Origin of the sequence: Rhizobium sp. PEPV16, assembly GCF_008919455.1 — a bacterium.
GTDB lineage: Bacteria > Pseudomonadota > Alphaproteobacteria > Rhizobiales > Rhizobiaceae > Rhizobium > Rhizobium leguminosarum_Q.
Window position 1 is genome coordinate 60252 of record NZ_VSZV01000350.1, and the last position, 15794, is coordinate 76045.

The following is a 15794-nucleotide window of genomic DNA, read 5'->3' on the forward strand; positions in this document are numbered from 1 at the left end:
GCCTATTCCACCGGTTCGAGAGCGCGAGCAGGAACGGAGGTGAACGGTCGCGTAAGGGCAGCGCGGGTCCTGCCGAGAGCGAAGCCGGCCGCAGTGGCCGCTAGGCCGGCGCCCAGCGCGACGGCGCGAAGAAGGCCGCTCGGCTGACCAAGCAACACATCGGCGAATCCCCGCATAATCCCTTGGGGCAACGTCCTCGTCATATAGGTCTTTTCCGACGCCAGCGCCTCGCCGGAGCCTGCCATCAACGACAGGCTGGCCTTTGAAAGCCCTTCGGCCCAGCATCGATGAAGGAAGTATTTCCACGTCGCGCGATCGGCGGGTATGGCGTGATCGCTGCCGCTCGACGGCTCGAAGACGAAGCGGCCATGCGGCAAGGCCCTGGTTGCACGGATGCAGAGTTCGGTTTCCTCGCATCCGAGCGGCAAAGCCTTGGCCGTTCGGCCCAAGCCGGAATCGAAGCCGCCCGTATGATCGAAGACGTATCGGCGGATGCACATGGACGCGCCGATGAGGTTGCGCACCGACCCCGGATGAAGGCCGCGATAGGTGCAGCCGAGGGTCCACAGGAATTCGTCGGGAAACCAGGACGGACGGTCTGTTTCCCACAGCGGGCGGATAGCGGAGACGGCGCCCAGAACCGAAGGATCCTCCAGTTGCCGCACCAAGGTCGCCAGCAAATCTTGATCCGACACGGCGTCGTCGTCGAGAAACAGGATGACCTCTCCGCGGCTGACAGAAATCCCGGTGTTGCGGGCACTGGAGAGGCCGGGCGGATGAATATTCTCGACGATGCTGAGCGGGGTTTCGAAGCGCTTGGCGCGCAGACGCAGCGCGAGTGCCGGATTGTGATCGACGATGACGACGATCTCGTCCGCGGCCGGGACCTGGCGCGCTGCCGCTTCGATTGCCTTGTTGAGAATGTCCCAGCGCTTGTCGGAATAGCAGCAGATGACGATTGCCGTCGTGAGCTTGCCGGACGCGGGGTGCTGGAAATTATCCATTTTTCGGCTCCGGGGCGAACTGAAGGGTTATTCCGGTGGGTGCCGGGGACTGGAGCGCGTCGGTGGTCATCCAGACCTTGCGGTAGATCGTTCCTCTGTCGCCGTCCTTGTAGAGCCAGGCTTCCAGCCGTGCGGGGGAGCGCGTTTTTGTCGGTACGGAGAATTCGAAGGTTTGGCTGGAGGAAGGCGCCAGTTCGAAGGTTGGCATCTTTCCAATCAACGTGCCGCCCAGAACAAGGTCAAGACTGTAAAGCGTCCTGGCGTCTTCCGAATTGCGCACGCCGACCGTTACCACATTGTTCGTCCAGTTCCATTTGGGCACCATCCAAAGCTCAGTGAACTGAAACGGCTTGTGTTCAAGCGCGACCGGGCGCGCCATGAGGACGGAACTCGTCGCCAAGATCATGGAAGCTGCGAAGGCGCCAAAGCGGCGGTCGGGCCAAGCCCAGGGAATGCCTGGATCCGGCCTTGCGAGCTGCAAAACGACATTCAGCCATCGAATGGCGATAGTCGTCAGGCCCAGCGCGTATACCCAGCCTCGCGCATCGAGATGCCCGACGACATGCAGCAGAAGCCCCAAAAAAATGCAGGTCGCGAAGCTCAGAAACACCGCGAGCGTCCCCCTTGTGACCGTATCGCCCTCGATGCGCAGGGTGTCCACCAGCATGCGGCCAGGGAAATACAATATCAGCGGCGCGCAGAGCGCCAGACGGACCGCCTTCTCCCAGGTCGAAAAGGTTTCGGGCAGCCACGTTACGGCCAACGCAGCGGCAAGAACCCACAGCGGAATGATTCCCAGAAAGACACGGCGGGCCATCATCGGGGACGCGCTCCTGCATCCGCCCATGCCGTCGCGCCGATGATCTGAGCGGCGCCCGGGTTCACCTTCATGAGCTTCTGGCGGATTACGTTCGGGTCGAAGGATTTCTGGACGAGATGAACGATCTTGCTGTCCAGCCGGCTCAGAGTGAGGCCGAGGCGGCTATGGATCTGCGTCAGATAGGCCCCGCGCGCATCGCGCATCGTCGGCGACTGGTGCATCACATCGAGCAGAAAGACGGAATAGAGCGTCCATTCCCCGAACCGTGTCTGGTCTTTTGACGCACTCAGACCCTTGAGCAGCTCGACGTAGGGTTTTGAGCCGTATTTCGACGCGATGTAGTCATTCAGCGCGATGAGCCATTCACGCTTGAAGCAGAAGAAATCGTTGATGAAATCGACGTAGCGAAAAGATCGAACCGGCTCGACGCCGAGGATCTTTGCAACATTGCGCAACCGTTGCTTCTCGAAACGGTAGTGCAGATCGGGCAGCCTGTGGCTGGAATAATAGAGAACCGGTTCGCCCCGGTCGATCAGATCGGTCGTCGCGATGGGCCGCAGCAGCAGTGTATCCGCACCGAGATTGCAGAAATGCTCGGTCCGGCAGAATTCGAAGGCGCGCAGCTTGACGATCTGCTGCCGAAACCAGCCGGGAAGTTCCAGTTCGCTGGCGGAAAGCCAGTCGTTGTCGCCGGTGACGGCTGCGCCGGGCACGAGACCCTTCGCGTCGAGGAAGGCTCTTAAAGCGGCCGGGTTGTCGGTGACCATGGTCAGGTTTCCCTTGTCGGGGAAATGCTGCTGGTAGGAGCGAAGGGACGCTTCGAGCAAATATTCGATGTCCCGCGAATGGACGCACATGAAAGCGTCGATACGGCTATCGATCATTGCAAATCTCCGTCTGTTCGTCCCAAGGATTGCACCGGCTTTCCGGTCCGCTTACCAGGGACGGCGGGCTGCCGCGCTTTCCCGAGCCGCCCGACGTCGAAAATGACCATGAAGCCGTTGTCGAAGATGCGGTCGACATCGGGCTCGGAATTGAACTTGAGCAGCGACGGCGACTGGAGGGGGACCAAGTGGTTTCGATCCTGCGCGCCGCCGTCGAAATAGACGCCGACGCCGGGCAGGCCGGTGGTCATGCGCAGATCGACCATGACGAAACCGACGCCCGCGTCGATCAGCAGTTTGCGTTCCATCGAGCCGAGATCGGCAGCAGTGATGGCCATGCCTGTATCCTGCCCGCTCTCAAGCGTGGTCGAGACCTTTTGCCGGCCGTAGGTGGACAGGAGCAGGCGATTGATCCGGTCGGTTGCGAAATGCTGGTCGTCGCCCAGCCATTCCCTGGTCCACTTTGCGGCGCTGATCCCCATCGGTTCTATCGACGAGGAGTCGGCCGACACCTCATAGCCGGCCGGAACCAGGATACGTGGCCCCTCGGAGCTGATGACGCCACCAATCAGCACCGTCGTTGCGGCGGCGGCAAGCGCCGTTGCGCGCAGCCAGCCACGCGACATGCCGTGCCAGAACGCCGCGACGGCCACCGCGACGACAATTGCGACGCCGAGGAAAGATAGGGAGCCGATGCGGTTGCCGATCTCCCACCCACTGCGCGTCAGGCGGAAGATGATACTGACAGGATAGGCCAGCGTCACCAAAACGAGGACGACGAGAAGGCTTGACCGCCATAGGCGCCATCTGGTCGGCGGCCAGAGGATGCTCGCATTCCGTGGCTGCCCATTGAAAACGAGCGAGCGGAGAAAGCCGGTGAGAAGTCCGAGGCAGATCAGCGCGACGCCCGCCATCGTCAGATAACGTTGCCACGCAGGCGCCAAGGCTCCCGTGTCCGACACGAAAAGCTTACGTGTCGCGGCCGAGTTCGATACGAGTTGCACTACCTCGTGTATGCCGCCTGCCAGTACCGGAAGGATGTAGCTGCCGGTGGGGTTCCCGATGATCTTCGACCAGGCGACAGGAGTAATCACGGCGATCGAGGCCAGCAGGATCGCCCGCTGCCTCTGCATAGAGGACGCGCCATGCCTCAGGCATTCCATCACCGCCGTGCTGCACAAAAGGGCCATGCAAAAATAGGAGGTGAGATGATGAGTAATCGCGAGTGCCACGATGAGGACCATGGTGGCGACGACCGTCGACCAGCCTGCCGCGTCGCTTCGCTCCATGCGTCGGCTTTCCGAAGCCAACAGCACCGCCGCAAGCATGGGGATCGCCAGGCTTTCATAGGAGTAGTGGACGTCAAACAGCAAAAACGCGGACGAGCCCATGTAGATGAGGCAGGCGATTGAGGCGATCCGTGCCGAATCCGTGATCTTCTCAAAGAGCAGGAAGAGCGCGCACATCAGCATCATCCGTGCCGCCGCCAACACGATGAGGCCTGCCGCGAAGACGGACAGTCCGGACAGGTTGACCAAAGCGGACGTTATGAGCTCCAGGCCGGGATAGAGGGGGCTGACCGGCAACAGGGGATTGGGCAGGAACAGTCGCCCCGCCTCCAGAATGTCGTTCACCGTCGCCCAGTGCAGGAATTCGTCATGGTCTATGAAGGCGACGGGCGCGCGGATGAGGCGCACCACGAAGAGGGCTGAGGTGACGATCATTATGAGCGCCAAGCGCTCCAGGCGGCTGGCCCCTGGATGGATGATCCGCGCCGCCGCGGGGAGAAAGATCGCGGCGATGGCGCAATAGAACGTCGGAACCGCCCAGCCCTCTCCCAGCCGACTGGCATTTGCAGCAAGAGCGGCCACAATAAGGGCGCAGCTGCATAGGAAGGCAAAGACCGGCGACATCCCCAGCGACGAAGGATCGGCAACGCCCCCGACCGCGCTGTCCTGCCTACGCAGGCCCAGAAAAGCGGCAATCCACAGATCGACGCGTGGAATGGAAACCTTTTCTGGATAGCCATGACGATAAGCTCCGTCCTGGTAGGCCTTCTGCTGGCCTGGAGAAGCCCGCCCCTTAACAACGGTCATCGTGCTTCAAATCTCCAAGCAGTGCCGGACCGGTTCGCAGTTCAGGCTGCGGATGCGAAAGTACGCGCCTGTACACCATCAGCAGCCGGTCCGTGCAATCGTCCCAGTCCGGCAACCTCGTCTCAATTGAGATCGGCCCCGCATCCATGGCGGCGAGCATTTCACGCGCGGTGAAGTCTGGCGAAGCGTTGAGCGGAATGGAACGCACGAGGCCCTCCTCAGCCAGCTCCCGAAAGCCGGATGTGTCGGTGGTCAGTACGGGAGCCTTGACCGAAAGCGCTTCCATAACCGCCACGGGATGAGCTTCATAATCGCTGAGGAGCACGACAAGAGCGGCCGAAGACAAAAGATCGGCCATTGCGGACCGATCGGTCGGCGGAATTGCCCCGATCTCGACATGGTTGCCGAGCCCGAGCTCGGCCACCTGCTGACGCAGCTTCGCCTCATAAGGCCCCTCCCCCAGGATCCGAAGGCTCATATCAGGGAATTTTGTTGCCAGCACATGAAATGCAGCAAGCGCCCGATGATGACCTTTGTAACGCTCCAGCCTGCCGAGCGAGACAATCAGCGGCCCGTCGCGAGGTGAAGCCGGCCGACGCCCGGACTTTTCCGGCAGGCGCGCGCCATTGGGGATAACGATGAACCGGTCTCTCGCGATTGCCATATTGTGGCTGAATAGATCCGCTTCGAACCGCGACACGCCGATGAGTTGCGCTGCTCTGGCGGCCAGAGGCGCAAGCATTCTATGTTGGAAGCGCCGGATCGAAGACCGAAATCGCGACGAATGGCCCCCGCTGTGAAAGGTGACCACGAAAGGAAGACCCTTGCGCGATGCGGCGGCCATTCCGAGCGGTGCCAGAAAGGTGTGGTAGCCCTGGACATGCATCAGGTCCCAATCGCCTTCGGCGACCGCCCTGAAGACGCCGGGAGCGAAGCACCAATCCCGCCCACGGGGATACGTCTTCAGCCTGACAATCTGCACGCCGTCTCGGGTTTCCGCTGCCGGAAGAAGGCCGTCGGGATTGCCCGTCAAGACCGTCACCGCATGCCCCTTGCGCACGAGCCGGATTGCGACCTCGCTTACATGGGTTTCCGTTCCTCCGGCAAAAGGCAGGTATCTCGCGCTGAGCATCAAAATGCGCATCATGCGGCCTCGCCAATTACATCCGGACCTCAGGACATGCCCTGCTCGAGGACTTGGACGCCCGTCGGCGTACTGACGCGTTCTCGGAAGATCGTCTTCAGCACGCGCCAGCCGTCCGGAAGGGCACGCAGATTGCTGACGCCGTAGATACGCTCCGATTCAAAGCTCGCGACTTCCATGATTTTGAGCTTGTTCTTCAGGGCCCGCAAATTGATCAGCGTCTCAATTTCGAAGCCGTCGCAATCGGCACGCAGCAAGGGAACATGCCGTCTCCAAAAGCCCATGTAGCCGTAGCACAGATCGCTGAAAGAGCTGCCATAGAGCATCCGGACCAGGAGGGTCAGGCCCAGATTGCCGAAACGGCGGATGACCGTCATGTCGCTGGTGCCGCCACCCTGCATAAAGCGCGACCCCTTGACGAAATCCGCACCGGCAACAAGAGCCGCGACGAACAAGATGATTTCGTAAGGATCCATCGACCCGTCAGCATCGAGCATCACGATCATATCACCAGACGCGGCTTCGAAGCCGGTCCGCAATGCGATGCCTTTGCCCTTCTTGGGCTGGAGTACGATCTTGACATCGTCGCGCATGCTTCGCGCTATGTCAGGCGTTCCGTCTGTCGATCGCCCATCGACGATGATAATTTCATGTACCCATGTCGGTATGCGGGGCAAGAGCAGCTTGATGTTTTCGGCTTCGTTCAAGGTTGGAATGACGAGTGAGGTCCTTGGCAACTTGAACATCGGACCTTGGACCGGCATTGAGGAATGCGAGGATTCTAAAGCTTCGATTGTAGACATAAGCTCTCCTTGGCGTTTTGGACCGCGTGACAAATCGCAAATCGACGATGCCCCTGAGCTCTTTGGCCGAGAGGAGGACTAAACTCTCCCCGGTCGGAGGAGTATGCGGCTAAGCCTCAATGTACTTTGATCAGATCGCCTGGCTGTAAGACCGTTTCTTCGGTCGCAGGTTCGACGATGACACCATTCGGTCCAGGCCGAACGATTTCAAATTCAACACCGGCGCTATCATTCGACGATACCATCGACCGGAAAATTTCAAGATCGCTCTCGGTCGTCTTCAACGCCGTGGATAGGCCTCTTTCGGCATCCGCTGCCGACTTTTCGATCTCGATCTTGCGTTCGATACGATCGCGCTCAACGTCCTGTTTCGCTGCCGCCAGCCGTTGCTTCGCGCTCTCGACATCGATGACGGCCTGCTGCTTTCGATCTTCCGACTCGGTCAGTTCGCTTTGTGCCCGGGTCAACTCAATGCTGGTGACAAGTTTGTTTTTGGCCAATTTCTCGATACTTGCCAGCCGATCCTGACGGACCCGAATGGTGGCATCATAATTACCGACGCGTGCCTGACGCAGATCGAGATCGGCCTGAGCATTTGCCACAGATTTCGCGTAAGCACTGCTCTGCGCATCCTTGCTCGTCGTTACCAATTGGCGCTGCCATGTCTCATCATCCAGTAACCGCTGAGCATCGGGATCGGGACCAAGAACAGGTGTGCCAATGCTGGCAATTTGTACGGAATCGCGTTTCGCCCTGAGCACCTCGGTTCGCGACGCAAGCCGCTTCAGATCGGCCAGCCCAGCCTTCAACCGCTCGATCTGGCGTGTAATTTCCACGCTCTGCCATGGCTCAATACTCTTCGCCGCCATGCCACCCGCTTGCGCAACGGCATGCAGAACAGTCATGCCATCAACATATCGAAACGATCCAGGGTTACGAACCGGGCCGGTAATGTAAATCGGCTGGTGCTCAATCTTGACGATATTCACGAACCCCTTTCTGCCGACCAAACTTTCGTACGAAGGAAGAATTATCGCCTCCACATCGGCCGGAGGAAGCCCTCGAACCGGGAAGCGTCCCAAAAGCGGAAGCGAAATCGTTCCGTCCGCTTCAACGACGTATTCGCCAGTGAGCTCGGGCCGCTGGTAAAAGTTCCAGGGAACCGTCCCCCGCGAGCCCGTCCAGCGATCTTCGACGGAGGCCAAGCTTTCGTAAAATGCGAGATTCAATCTATCGCCTGAGCGAAGAACGTCACGCAACGATTGAGGCTGCCGGGCCGAAGTCTCACCAGATGTCACAACCGAGACTGCTTCCTTGGGCGCAGGTAACTCCTCTGCTGCTGACGCCACTGGAACAATCGCTGCAAATACAACGCATAGTATTTTTTGATTTAGGCGAGAACCGATTCTCAACCTATATTCAGGCATAGCCGGCGATATTATCTGCGAAAGCTTCATGCTTCGAATTTCCGCTTTGAAAACGCTGAACACCCTCTGATCTCTTTAAGATTAACATAATATTAACCATATTCAATAGTGCTTAACAGTGATTAATACATCTGACAGGCAGACTAAGAGTCTGAATTGGAAAGAATTCAATAAACATAACATCTTGCAGCGACTGTGCAGCACTTAGAAAACCTTGGCCTTATCGGTTTATTTGACGATCTGCAGGGTGAACTTTGCGATCTTTGCAATGCAGCTCTGAGCCAAGGCGAGCGTTTGAGAAATGGCTTCATGAACGACACTTGCGCCGTCGCGATCCTGAATATCGGCGGTGTCCAGGAGATGGCTTTCCGCTTCCGACCATCCGGGCGCGGGTTTCGGCGTTCTGATCCGGGATGGCGAACCGAGTTGTATGCGCGCCGGCTGGCAGCCATTTATCCGAAAAATGGCATTATGTTATGTATTTCAGATATCTACAGCCATAGAACCTGTTGCGATAGGGTACCCGCCATGGAGGTGGGCTCTCGGCACAGGCCGACCGCTCTCCCGCAAAACGACGCCTGGCACCCGTAGCCGGCGTCAATGACAGGGAAAGGTTTAAAGCACTATGTCTGCACATGAAAAGCCACTGATCGCGATTGCCGGCACAACGAGCAAACAGGGACGCAGCGTCGCCGCGGCACTCCTTCAGAGCCAACGTTTCCGGGTGCGAGCTTTCACCCGCAAAGAGGATTCGCCTGAAGCTCTACGCCTGCAGAAACTCGGCGCTGAAATCGTCACCATCCCTCTGGAACTTGGCCTTCGGGAGGACCTCGTTGCTGCATTCAAAGGCGCGGACGGCGCATTTTTGATGACGCCGCCGATCGCCCCGCCGGAGACAATCGAGGCTCCTCTCGGGCGGCAACTGGCGGATGCCGCAGTGGAGGCCGGCGTCGGGCATATTGTTTTCAGCACGCTCGAGAATGTCGACAAGATCACCAGGGGCACGAAGTATGCGCCGCATTTTACCGACAAGGCGCGCGTTGCCGACCATATTCGCGGCCTGCCTATTTCTCATTCCTTCGTCATGCTGGCGTTCTTCTACACCAATCTTCTCGAATATTATGTGCCGCGCATGGAGGGCGATACGCTCCTGCTGCCGATTTATCTTCCCGAAGATTTCCGAGCGCCTTTTGTCGATCCGCTGACGGCGACCGGGCCGGTCGTGCTCGAAATTTTCTCAAACCCCGAGCGCTACAATGGGAAAACGCTGCCGATCGTCGGGGATATCATTTCTCCGCGGGAGATGGTCGAAACCTTTCAGCGTGTGACCGGGCTCGAGGCCGAGTATCGAAACGCTTTCACCAGGGATGGCCTGCTGCGCTTTTTTCCAGAGTTTGCCGCCAACGAACTTCTCGTTCGAGAGATTCTCGGGATGGTCGAATATGCCGTCGAATATGGCTATTTCGGCAAGGAGCATGACCTCGAATGGAGCCGTCGTCTGAATCCCGACACGCTCAATTGGGAGCAGTATCTGCGGAAGACGGGCTGGCGTGGCGATAAGCGGTCGTTCGGGCTCTAATCACGATGGCCGGATTCCCGGTAATCTGGAAATCTCGGCGACAAGAAAATCGACGAGAAGCCGAACGCGGGCAATGGCGGCGCGCTCCGGAACGATTAGCAAGCTCACAGGAACCGGTGCGGGACGATAGTCGCCAAGCAAGACCTCGAGCTGACCGTCGTCGAGAAGATCGTGAACCAACCAGAGGTGTGCGGGACCAATTCCGCGCCCGGCGGCAAGGGCTTTGCGCGCCGCAAGCCCGTGATCGACGCGCAGCTTGCCGCTCACCGGGATCATCAGGCTTGTGCCATCGGGAGAGGAAAGAACAAGCTGATCGCTCCCCGCCACATTGGACATTATAACGGTTTCGTAGCGGGACAGATCGGCTGGGCGCTCCGGCCGTCCATGGGCCGACAAATAGGTCGGAGCGCCCACCAACAGCCGATGGCTCTCTCCGAGCGCATGAAGTTTCATTGCGCTGTCGGCGAGAGGCCCAAGACGAAGAGCCACGTCGACGCCTTCGCGAACCAGGTCGATTCGCTCGTCCGTTAGGTTGAGGTCGACCCGGATGTCCGGATGCTTGTCCTGGAAATCAAAGATCAGGCGCGTGATGTGCATCACACCGAGCGCTGCCGTACAGGAAAGCCGGACAGCACCCGCGGGGGCCTGACGGGCATCTCTGGCTTCTTCAGCAGCCTGTTCGACCAGACGCAATATCTGCAGGCAGTTGGTGTAATAGCGGCTACCCTCGTCGGTAAGGGTGACGCGACGCGTGGTTCGGCTGAGAAGCGGGACGCCGACAGCCTCCTCAAGCTCATTGAGGTGCCGTGTCACTGTGGATTGACCAACGCCCAGCTCTCTGGCCACCATCGACAAGTTGCCGCGTTCTGCGACGCGGACAAAGGTACGCATTCTGTCCAGAGACAGTCCCGCACTATCCATTTTTCAGCACAGTCATCCTCATTCCCTCGGTATAGGGAATAATCTGGGCTATGCCTAGTTTGAGCATACGACAGTTCGGTCGCATTTCATTCGGCAGATCATAGCAGCTTACCGCGTCGAGCCGCGCGGGATGATGGAGAAGCCGCAATCGACCTTGTCTTCGCCGGGCGGCTCGTCGCGGACGGCGCGCAGCAGCATATCGGCAACGCGGTAGCCGATATCGTAGCGCGGTATGTGCACCGTCGTCAGCGACGGTTCGGTGAAGGCCGAAAATTCCAGATCGTTGAAACCGCAGATGCCGAAATCCTCAGGCACGCGGATGCCGCGCATGCCGCATTCGATGAGCACACCGAGCGCCAGTTCGTCGTTCTGGGCAAACACTGCATCGACATCAGGCACGCGCGCCAGCAGGCGGATCAACAATTCCCTTCCGAGACCGGTGGTGCCCGGCGCATCCGCGCCGATGGCAAGATCGGGATCGAAACGGCCGGCCTCGCGCATCGCGGCCTCATAGCCCTCTCTGCGGCGGCGCGAGCGAAGATCCGTGCTGCCGCCGATGAAGCCGATCCTCTGATAGCCCCTCGACAGCAGGAAACGCGTGGGTTCGGCGCCTGCCGCATGATGATCAAGGCCGACGACCAGCCTTTCCGGCTCCTGGCTGAGATCGGTGATATGGGCTATCGGACAGGCGGCATTCTCGATCAGCGGCAGAAGGTTATCATAGGATTCGGCACCGGCGATGATGACGCCGGCCGGCTTCTGCATCAGGAAGGATTTCAGCTGGCCGGCCTCCCGATCGGCACGGTGGAGCGTGTTGGAATATTGCACACCGAATTCGGTGGCGCGCAAGCGATCCTCGATGCCGATCATCAGGCCTGCAAAGGCGGGCCGGTGCAAAGCGGGCGTGATGACGCCGACAGTGCCGTTGTGGCGGCCGGCCAGCGCCCGGGCGGCAAGATTGGGGATATACCCCATCTCGTCTACCGTGCGCAGGATGGTCTGGCGCAGATCCGCAGAGACGATTTCAGGATTGCGAAGCGCGCGCGAAATCGTGATGGGGCTAACTCCCACCTTCTTCGCCACATCGCTCAACTTCACTTGCGCGCCGCGCCTGCCCTTCCGCCCCCGCTCCACTGCCGTCCCCACCGCCCCGTTATATCTAGCCCGCAAGTCTCGCTTGCCCTCGATTCGCGATCTTTACTTTCTGAAGAAGAAATAATTTAGAGTCTACTAACATTTTATATTCGCAACAGAATCCCAGAATATAACTTACAGAAACGGCAGCGGGATCGTCTGTCGGCAAATTACGGGCGCATGCGGCGATCGGATCATCACCTCCTGGAAAAAGTGCGTTTATTTTCGAATGAAAACATCGTGGAGGCCGCCAGCGAAGCAAAATCAGGCCGGAATTTTTGAGCCGCGCAAACGCTGGGTGAGCGAAGATTAAGTTCCAGTCATTAGCTTACAAATCGGCAATATAAACATGATCAAACTTTAATTTGTAAATCCGCTTGGTGGGATCATATGAATCCCGAGCGCCAATTCTTCTCTTCCCCCGGCCACCGCCCTCGACGACTGCGTGTTTCCAGGAGGAATTGGCGCCAAAACGCCATCCGACGCCAGGTCCCAGGACATGGAACCACGACGCCATCCAAAGCCAACGCTCTCGCAAGGGACCACCGCCCAAGGGATCACCACCATGTCACACATCCTCCGCAACCATCGCACCGCAGCCCTTGTCGGGGCCGCCATCATCGCCGGCGCAGCCTGCCTCCCCTTCGCCATCAACGCCTCCAATGCCGTTGCCGCGCCCTCTGATACCGGCGGCATTCTCGCGCCGAGCGGCTCCTTCGCCTCCATCGTCGATGCCGACAAGCCTGCCGTCGTCACCATCACCACGACAATGAAGGCGACCGATGTCAGCGCCGGAGAGCAGGAATCGCCGATGGACGAGCAGTTCCGCCAGTTCTTCGAGGATCAGCGCATCCCGCTGCCGCGCCAGGCACCGCAAAAGCGGCCTTCGCAGCAGGCGATGGCGCTCGGCTCCGGCTTCATCATCAGCCCCGACGGGGTGATCGTCACCAATAACCATGTCATCGACAATGCCGTCGACATCAAGGTGACGCTGGATGACGGCACGGAACTGCCGGCCAAGCTGATCGGCACCGACCCGAAATCCGATGTCGCCGTGTTGAAGATAGAGGCGGGCAAGCCGCTGCAGACCATTGCCTGGGGCGATTCCGACAGGCTGAAGCTCGGCGACCAGATTCTGGCGATCGGCAATCCCTTCGGCATCGGCGCCACGGTGACGGCAGGCATCGTCTCGGCGCGCGGCCGCGACCTGCACAGCGGGCCTTATGACGATTTCATCCAGATCGACGCGCCGATCAACCATGGCAATTCCGGCGGTCCGCTGGTCGACCGCAACGGCAATGTCGTCGGCATCAACACCGCTATCTATTCGCCGAACGGCGGCAGCGTCGGTGTCGGTTTCGCCATTCCCTCCGACGAGGCCAAGGCGATCGTCGCCAAGCTGCAGAAGGACGGCTCGATCGATCACGGCTATCTCGGCGTGCAGATCCAGCCGGTCACCAAGGATGTCGCCGATGCCGTCGGCCTCAATAAGACCGGCGGCGCGCTGGTTGCCGCCGTCACCGCCGATACGCCGGCCGCCCATGCCGGCCTGAAGCCCGGCGATATCGTCACCTCAGTCGGCGGCGAGAGCGTCAAGACGCCGAAGGACCTGTCGCGCCTGGTCGCCGACCTTTCGCCGGGCGCGAAAAAGTCCCTCAGCGTCTGGCGCGACGGCAAGACGATCGATCTCAACGTCACCGTCGGCACCAATGAGGAAGGCCAGAAGCAGGCGGCGACCGAAAGCCCGGACGCCCAAGGCCAGAGCACCGGCCAGCCGAGCCTCGGCATCGGCCTTGCCGATCTCACGCCCGACGTGCGCCAAGAGCTCAACCTGCCGCGCTCGATCAGCGGCGCGGTGGTCGCCAAGGTCGCCCCAGACAGGTCTGCGGCTGCCGCCGGCATCCAATCGGGCGATGTCATCGTCTCGGTGAATGACAGACCAGTCCACAATGCCCGCGACGTCAAGACCGCGATTGCAGACGCCGGCAAGGCCGGCCGCAAGTCGGTGCTGCTGCTCGTCGAACGCGACGGCAACAAGACCTTCGTCGCCGTGCCGTTTGGGGCGGCCTGACGGTAGTCTGAGCTGTTGCTGCAAACAGGAAAAGCCTGCCTGACGCGGGCTTTTCGATGGACCGGAGCGGAGAGACCTTGAAGCCAAGCACCGCTCAGTCGGCAAAAATCTAGAGGGCGCCGTCCGCCCCTCTATCTGCTGCTCAGGGATATTTCAGCTTCGTCCGCTTTGAACGCATACGAAATTTGCCTTTTTGGCGGTTTGCCTCTTGCAGCTTTACCGCATCGGATTGGCTGCGTTGCGCGGCCTCCAATTGCTGCCGCGTCGGGAGATCATGGTCGTAGGTGGAGGCACTGAATGCCGTCGCGTTATCGAACGGACCTCTGTGTGGACGCGCCAAACCATAGGCTTGCCTATCGGCGCTATCGATCCCCTCCTCCGCTGACGATGATCGCGCTTGACGCGCCTGCGCTATGAGATCGTCTGCAGTCGGGCTTAAGGTTGCGATTTTCCGCAGGAAGGCGATGATTTTGCTTTTCCTGGCCCCGTCCTTTTGATCTGCGTGAACCCCAGACATGTCTTCTTCCTTGTTCGTCATGTCATCGCGACGATCGATCGGGGGGACCGGCGACATCGCAGCAGGACGTTCACGGGATCTCGGACAATCGTTCAGGCAGCCTGGTTTTGGGAAAGCGGTAGGCTGGCGGCCGCAGTGGTGCGTCCGCACGCCCGGACGCCGTATACCGCGCGATCCGATAGGCTTTCACCGGGGCGCCGCCGTCATCCTGCCATCGGGCAAATGAGGCGTCTTCCATTGCCTGCGGAAGCGGGCCTGAACTCAACTGTGTCGCGAGATACATTTTCAGCGCCGATTTCAACGCGGCCTCATCGACGATCCCCATCTGGAAGCAATCAATGAGGAAACTTGTGGCGGTGATCTCACCCTCATCGGCCGCGTGGGTTTCGCCGCCGCGAAAGCCGGCCTTTCGCAGGATACGATCGAGCATCCTCAAATTGCCGACGCCGAAAAACTGATCTGATGTGGAAGACATGGCGTCCTCCTTCGTTGGGGCTAGGGTTGACTGGCGGCAGATTTCCTGCCGCGCCCCAAGCAGCGGTGCCCGTATCGTGCCCGCCGATAAATTAGCTTGCGCTTATTGCCGGCTGACCGCAACCTCATTCGCGGCGGCCATTGATAATGGCGTGGCGGAACCCATTTTAGCTATAGGAGGATTCGCATCATGCAGTTCAACGATGAAGCGACCCTCACAAAGCCGTCGGCACTGCCGGTGGAAAGGCGTGCGCTGGTCGATCACCTGCGAGAGGCGATCGCGCGCCTGACGCACGGGCTGGCAGCCGCCGGATTGGTGGAATTCGTGCCGCCGCTGCTGGAGATCAACAAAGTTCTCCGCGATATGACGGACGAAATTTCCCGTGCGGATTCGCTCTATTCCGATGAGGTTATCACGGGTACGATGCGCTTGATCAAGACATCGGAAGCCTTGCTTGAAAACCGGGTTATCGTGCAGACCATCCACTAAGATCTGCCGACGTCCGGACATGCAGGCAGGCTGATCGCTGGACATCCGGCGTCAAGCTATTCGCTCCTCGTGCAGCCATCATCACCACCGGTGCCCGAGTTCCACAGATCGGCCGCGCCCACTTCCAAGGATAACCGCAATGACACTTATTTTCCCCAATAGAAGCCGCAGCTTCGACGAAGCGAGAAAAGGTGTCCGCTTCACCGGCTATGACGGCATGTTCGAAGTCCGGTTTCTGGTCGAAGAGGCAGCCCTCGGCAGCGCGATCACCCAGAACTCTTCCGAGACCGCCTATCTCAATGCCTTTGATGCGGCGCGCTCTTCCATTCAGGAGGCCGCATCGAGAGCCTATCAGCATCGACGCGGAAACAACTTCACGCTGACGGCCGCAGATTTTCGCTGATCGCTGGAAGGCGTGCGGCCGGTGAAC

15 protein-coding genes are annotated in these 15794 nt (G+C 59.7%); 4 read left to right on the plus strand and 11 right to left on the minus strand.

Annotated elements, in window-relative coordinates; genetic code table 11:
- Positions 1-2 precede the first annotated feature (2 nt).
- The 7 genes from FY112_RS30575 to FY112_RS30605 all read right to left on the minus strand — a co-directional run bounded on the left by FY112_RS30575 (position 3) and on the right by FY112_RS30605 (position 8208).
- Positions 3-1004, minus strand: coding sequence for a glycosyltransferase family 2 protein (locus tag FY112_RS30575; RefSeq protein WP_151520013.1), 1002 nt, complete (start codon positions 1002-1004; stop codon positions 3-5).
- The gene (locus FY112_RS30580) at positions 997-1824 is read right to left on the minus strand and encodes a hypothetical protein (RefSeq protein ID WP_151520014.1); all 828 of its coding nucleotides are present in this window, start codon (positions 1822-1824) and stop codon (positions 997-999) included. The genes FY112_RS30575 and FY112_RS30580 overlap by 8 nt, the downstream gene beginning before the upstream one ends.
- Positions 1821-2708 carry a DUF6492 family protein gene (locus FY112_RS30585; RefSeq protein WP_131630537.1) on the minus strand — a complete coding sequence of 296 codons (888 nt, stop codon included), beginning with the start codon at positions 2706-2708 and terminating at the stop codon, positions 1821-1823. The genes FY112_RS30580 and FY112_RS30585 overlap by 4 nt, the downstream gene beginning before the upstream one ends.
- Positions 2705-4804: a hypothetical protein gene (locus FY112_RS30590; RefSeq protein ID WP_151520015.1), complete on the minus strand. Its 2100-nt coding sequence runs from the start codon at positions 4802-4804 to the stop codon at positions 2705-2707. Before FY112_RS30590 ends, FY112_RS30585 begins: the two co-directional genes overlap by 4 nt.
- Positions 4791-5951 carry a glycosyltransferase family 4 protein gene (locus FY112_RS30595; RefSeq protein WP_151520016.1) on the minus strand — a complete coding sequence of 387 codons (1161 nt, stop codon included), beginning with the start codon at positions 5949-5951 and terminating at the stop codon, positions 4791-4793. The genes FY112_RS30590 and FY112_RS30595 overlap by 14 nt, the downstream gene beginning before the upstream one ends.
- Positions 5952-5977: 26 nt before the next feature.
- Positions 5978-6751, minus strand: a complete 774-nt coding sequence (locus tag FY112_RS30600; RefSeq protein WP_020485977.1) for a glycosyltransferase family 2 protein — start codon at positions 6749-6751, stop codon at positions 5978-5980.
- Between the two features lie 116 nt (positions 6752-6867).
- Positions 6868-8208, minus strand: a complete 1341-nt coding sequence (locus FY112_RS30605) for a polysaccharide biosynthesis/export family protein (protein WP_245500464.1) — start codon at positions 8206-8208, stop codon at positions 6868-6870.
- 595 nt (positions 8209-8803) lie between these two features.
- Here FY112_RS30605 and FY112_RS30610 point away from each other — a divergent pair.
- Positions 8804-9757 carry an NmrA/HSCARG family protein gene (locus FY112_RS30610; RefSeq protein ID WP_151520017.1) on the plus strand — a complete coding sequence of 318 codons (954 nt, stop codon included), beginning with the start codon at positions 8804-8806 and terminating at the stop codon, positions 9755-9757.
- Here FY112_RS30610 and FY112_RS30615 read toward each other — a convergent pair whose 3' ends face one another.
- Positions 9758-10678 (minus strand): LysR family transcriptional regulator, encoded by a 921-nt coding sequence (locus FY112_RS30615; RefSeq protein WP_131708505.1) that lies wholly within the window; start codon positions 10676-10678, stop codon positions 9758-9760. It lies immediately after the preceding gene.
- Positions 10679-10786: 108 nt separating this feature from the next.
- A complete protein-coding gene (locus FY112_RS30620) occupies positions 10787-11776 on the minus strand; it encodes a LacI family DNA-binding transcriptional regulator (protein WP_181018304.1) in 990 nt (329 codons plus the stop codon).
- Between the two features lie 601 nt (positions 11777-12377).
- Between FY112_RS30620 and FY112_RS30625 the strand changes: the two genes are divergently transcribed.
- Positions 12378-13883: a DegQ family serine endoprotease gene (locus FY112_RS30625; RefSeq protein WP_151520018.1), complete on the plus strand. Its 1506-nt coding sequence runs from the start codon at positions 12378-12380 to the stop codon at positions 13881-13883.
- 142 nt (positions 13884-14025) lie between these two features.
- Here FY112_RS30625 and FY112_RS30630 read toward each other — a convergent pair whose 3' ends face one another.
- A complete protein-coding gene (locus FY112_RS30630; RefSeq protein ID WP_131623948.1) occupies positions 14026-14400 on the minus strand; it encodes a hypothetical protein in 375 nt (124 codons plus the stop codon).
- Positions 14401-14470: 70 nt separating this feature from the next.
- Complete coding sequence (locus FY112_RS30635) at positions 14471-14875, minus strand: hypothetical protein (protein ID WP_027664973.1); 405 nt, start codon at positions 14873-14875, stop codon at positions 14471-14473.
- 189 nt (positions 14876-15064) lie between these two features.
- Here FY112_RS30635 and FY112_RS30640 point away from each other — a divergent pair, with 189 nt between their 5' ends.
- Complete coding sequence (locus tag FY112_RS30640) at positions 15065-15364, plus strand: hypothetical protein (RefSeq protein ID WP_011650973.1); 300 nt, start codon at positions 15065-15067, stop codon at positions 15362-15364.
- A 139-nt stretch (positions 15365-15503) separates the two neighbouring features.
- On the plus strand, positions 15504-15767 hold the full coding sequence (locus FY112_RS30645) for a DUF1488 domain-containing protein (protein ID WP_131623874.1): 264 nt from the start codon (positions 15504-15506) through the stop codon (positions 15765-15767).
- Positions 15768-15794: the final 27 nt, after the last annotated feature.

Bases quoted from the DNA above. Each gene is read 5' to 3' on its own strand.
- FY112_RS30575 (WP_151520013.1), bottom strand. From the start codon at position 1,004: ATGGATAATTTCCAGCACCCCGCGTCCGGCAAGCTCACGACGGCAATC.
- FY112_RS30580 (WP_151520014.1), bottom strand. From the start codon at position 1,824: ATGATGGCCCGCCGTGTCTTTCTGGGAATCATTCCGCTGTGGGTTCTT.
- FY112_RS30585 (WP_131630537.1), bottom strand. From the start codon at position 2,708: ATGATCGATAGCCGTATCGACGCTTTCATGTGCGTCCATTCGCGGGAC.
- FY112_RS30590 (WP_151520015.1), bottom strand. From the start codon at position 4,804: ATGACCGTTGTTAAGGGGCGGGCTTCTCCAGGCCAGCAGAAGGCCTAC.
- FY112_RS30595 (WP_151520016.1), bottom strand. From the start codon at position 5,951: ATGATGCGCATTTTGATGCTCAGCGCGAGATACCTGCCTTTTGCCGGA.
- FY112_RS30600 (WP_020485977.1), bottom strand. From the start codon at position 6,751: ATGTCTACAATCGAAGCTTTAGAATCCTCGCATTCCTCAATGCCGGTC.
- FY112_RS30605 (WP_245500464.1), bottom strand. From the start codon at position 8,208: ATGAAGCTTTCGCAGATAATATCGCCGGCTATGCCTGAATATAGGTTG.
- FY112_RS30610 (WP_151520017.1), top strand. From the start codon at position 8,804: ATGTCTGCACATGAAAAGCCACTGATCGCGATTGCCGGCACAACGAGC.
- FY112_RS30615 (WP_131708505.1), bottom strand. From the start codon at position 10,678: ATGGATAGTGCGGGACTGTCTCTGGACAGAATGCGTACCTTTGTCCGC.
- FY112_RS30625 (WP_151520018.1), top strand. From the start codon at position 12,378: ATGTCACACATCCTCCGCAACCATCGCACCGCAGCCCTTGTCGGGGCC.
- FY112_RS30630 (WP_131623948.1), bottom strand. From the start codon at position 14,400: ATGTCTGGGGTTCACGCAGATCAAAAGGACGGGGCCAGGAAAAGCAAA.
- FY112_RS30635 (WP_027664973.1), bottom strand. From the start codon at position 14,875: ATGTCTTCCACATCAGATCAGTTTTTCGGCGTCGGCAATTTGAGGATG.
- FY112_RS30640 (WP_011650973.1), top strand. From the start codon at position 15,065: ATGCAGTTCAACGATGAAGCGACCCTCACAAAGCCGTCGGCACTGCCG.
- FY112_RS30645 (WP_131623874.1), top strand. From the start codon at position 15,504: ATGACACTTATTTTCCCCAATAGAAGCCGCAGCTTCGACGAAGCGAGA.